Origin of the sequence: Novipirellula sp., from assembly GCF_041583735.1 — a bacterium.
Taxonomy (GTDB): domain Bacteria; phylum Planctomycetota; class Planctomycetia; order Pirellulales; family Pirellulaceae; genus Novipirellula.
In genome coordinates, this window is the sequence record NZ_JBFHFD010000988.1 from 1 (window position 1) to 2,047 (window position 2,047).

Sequence of the window (2,047 nt, forward strand, 5' to 3'; positions counted from 1 at the left end):
AAAAATCAAAGGTTCCGACATGTACCATCTGGTCTCGCGAGGCCAATGCAGTGACGACGCGGTGAGGCAAGCCGCCTGCGATTTTGTCAGACAATATGGACCACGGCCGGGTCAATAGCGGGGCAATAACGCGGCAGACCGCCCGACCACAACCGGGGCAAACCTAGGGCTGACGCGCGACGACCTAACCCAGTACCATACAAGAGTTATGATTCGGGTCCGCATGGGAAGTGTCATCGAATGAACCAAATTGCATTAAGATTGCTGATTTCGCTAGTTTTGTCATGGTCGTGGGCAGTTTCCTCGCCTGGCCAAACCGATCCGGCAACCGATCCAACCGCGGAAATACCTGCTTCCCCCCCCGACAACACGCCCTCAGCATCGCCTGATGCGAAACCACTCTCCTACTGGGTCGAGCAACTTAGTAACGACCAATTTCACCGCCGGAAACTCGCGACACAAAAGTTGATCGATGCGGGGCCCAATTCGGTCACGCTGTTGGTCGAAGCGATGAAGTTCGGCGATCTGGAAACGGTCGACCGGGCTGTCCATGCCCTCAGTGCGATCGCGCTGAAACAGGCTCCGAACGAAGAAGATGGGGCGCTCGGTGAATTGCGAACGTTAAGTGTCCACGCTGCCGGAAGCCAAGCGTCATTGGCGAAAGCGGCCGTCGAAGAAATCCACGAAGTCCGAGCCACACAGGCGCAAGAAGCACTCGGCCGCGCCGGGGTCATCATCGGTGTCGATCAATTCTTGGTCCGCGCCATCAGCACGCCGCAAATGGTCGTGCAAATCGACGAAAATTGGTCTGGCGATATCGAATCACTGAAGTGGCTGCGATGGGTGCGAGCGATCGAGTTTGCTCGCGTCAAGGGACCGGCGGTGCGAAGCGATGTACTCGAACAACTTGTCACCATGCCCGACTTGAACACCATTGCGGTGGTCGAAGGCCAAGTCGATGCAAAGACGCTGCGCCCATTGCAAAAAATGAAACAGGTCAGTTCGATGGAGTTTCGCTACGTGCCGCTGACGGCGGAACTTGGAGATGAAATCGCGAAAATCCCCATGCGGATCTCGCTGAATCTGATGGGCACGGGAATCAGCAAAGAAAAGGTCGACGAGATGCGTCAACAGCTTCCCGGATTGACGATCGATCATCGCCAGGGAGGCTTTCTTGGCGTCAGCTGTATCAACGGATTTGACGTTTGCAGAATCAACGAAGTCATCCCCGGGTCGGCTGCAGAGACATCAGGATTGCAGCGGGGTGACGAAATCGTCCAGATCGACAAAACGGAAATTGGAAAGTTCGAGGACCTTCAGAATGCCATCAACCAAAAAGTCCCAGGCGACGAAGTGGAAGTCAAATTCCGTCGCGGCGATGCCCTCGAATCGGTGAAGCTAAAACTTGGAAAGTTAAATCAGCGGTGACGTCTAAACCAAAGTCAAAAGCGAAGCCAAGCACGAAGACAAAGTCCAAGTCAAAGCCGCAACGCCCCAAAGCCGATCCTCCGCCGCATGATCCGGTCTGGGAACAAGCAGCGTGGCGAAGTCGTACGCGGCTGCGATTGCTCGATTGGTTTGCTTCGAACCACCGTGTACTGCCTTGGCGATCGGACCCTCAGCCGTATCATGTCTGGGTTAGCGAGGTCATGTTGCAACAGACTCAGGTTGCAACGGTACTCCCCTACTACGAACGCTTTTTAAAACAGTTCCCCACCGTTGCAGCCCTTGCCGACGCTGACGAATCGACGTTGCTGTCCCACTGGGAAGGACTCGGGTATTACCGCCGCGCGCGGTCGATGCACGCGGCTGCAAAGCAGATTTGCCAACGACACGACGCGGTCTTTCCCACGACGTTTGAGGACGTGATCAATCTGCCTGGTATCGGTCGCTACACCGCGGGCGCGATCTTGTCGATCTCCCAAGGTCAAGCGTTTCCGGTGCTCGAGGGAAATACACAGCGTGTCTATAGCCGCTGGGTCGCAATGCAAGGCGTCCTGACCGAGAAGCCAACGCTCGATCTGCTCTGGCAAATTGCCGAAGCGAT

The 2,047-nt window shown here is 55.8% G+C and carries 1 protein-coding gene and 1 pseudogene; both read left to right on the top strand.

Annotated features, from left to right (window positions below; all coding sequences use genetic code 11):
• The first annotated feature begins 240 nt into the window (after positions 1-240).
• Positions 241-1,428 (top strand): PDZ domain-containing protein, encoded by a 1,188-nt coding sequence (locus ABX962_RS35330; protein ID WP_372726345.1) that lies wholly within the window; start codon positions 241-243, stop codon positions 1,426-1,428.
• Positions 1,425-2,047, top strand: a pseudogene (locus ABX962_RS35335) (A/G-specific adenine glycosylase); the annotation flags it as partial. The gene ABX962_RS35330 and the pseudogene ABX962_RS35335, both read left to right, overlap by 4 nt.

Excerpts from the sequence above, each read along its gene's own strand:
- ABX962_RS35330 (WP_372726345.1), top strand. The coding sequence starts at position 241 with ATGAACCAAATTGCATTAAGATTGCTGATTTCGCTAGTTTTGTCATGG.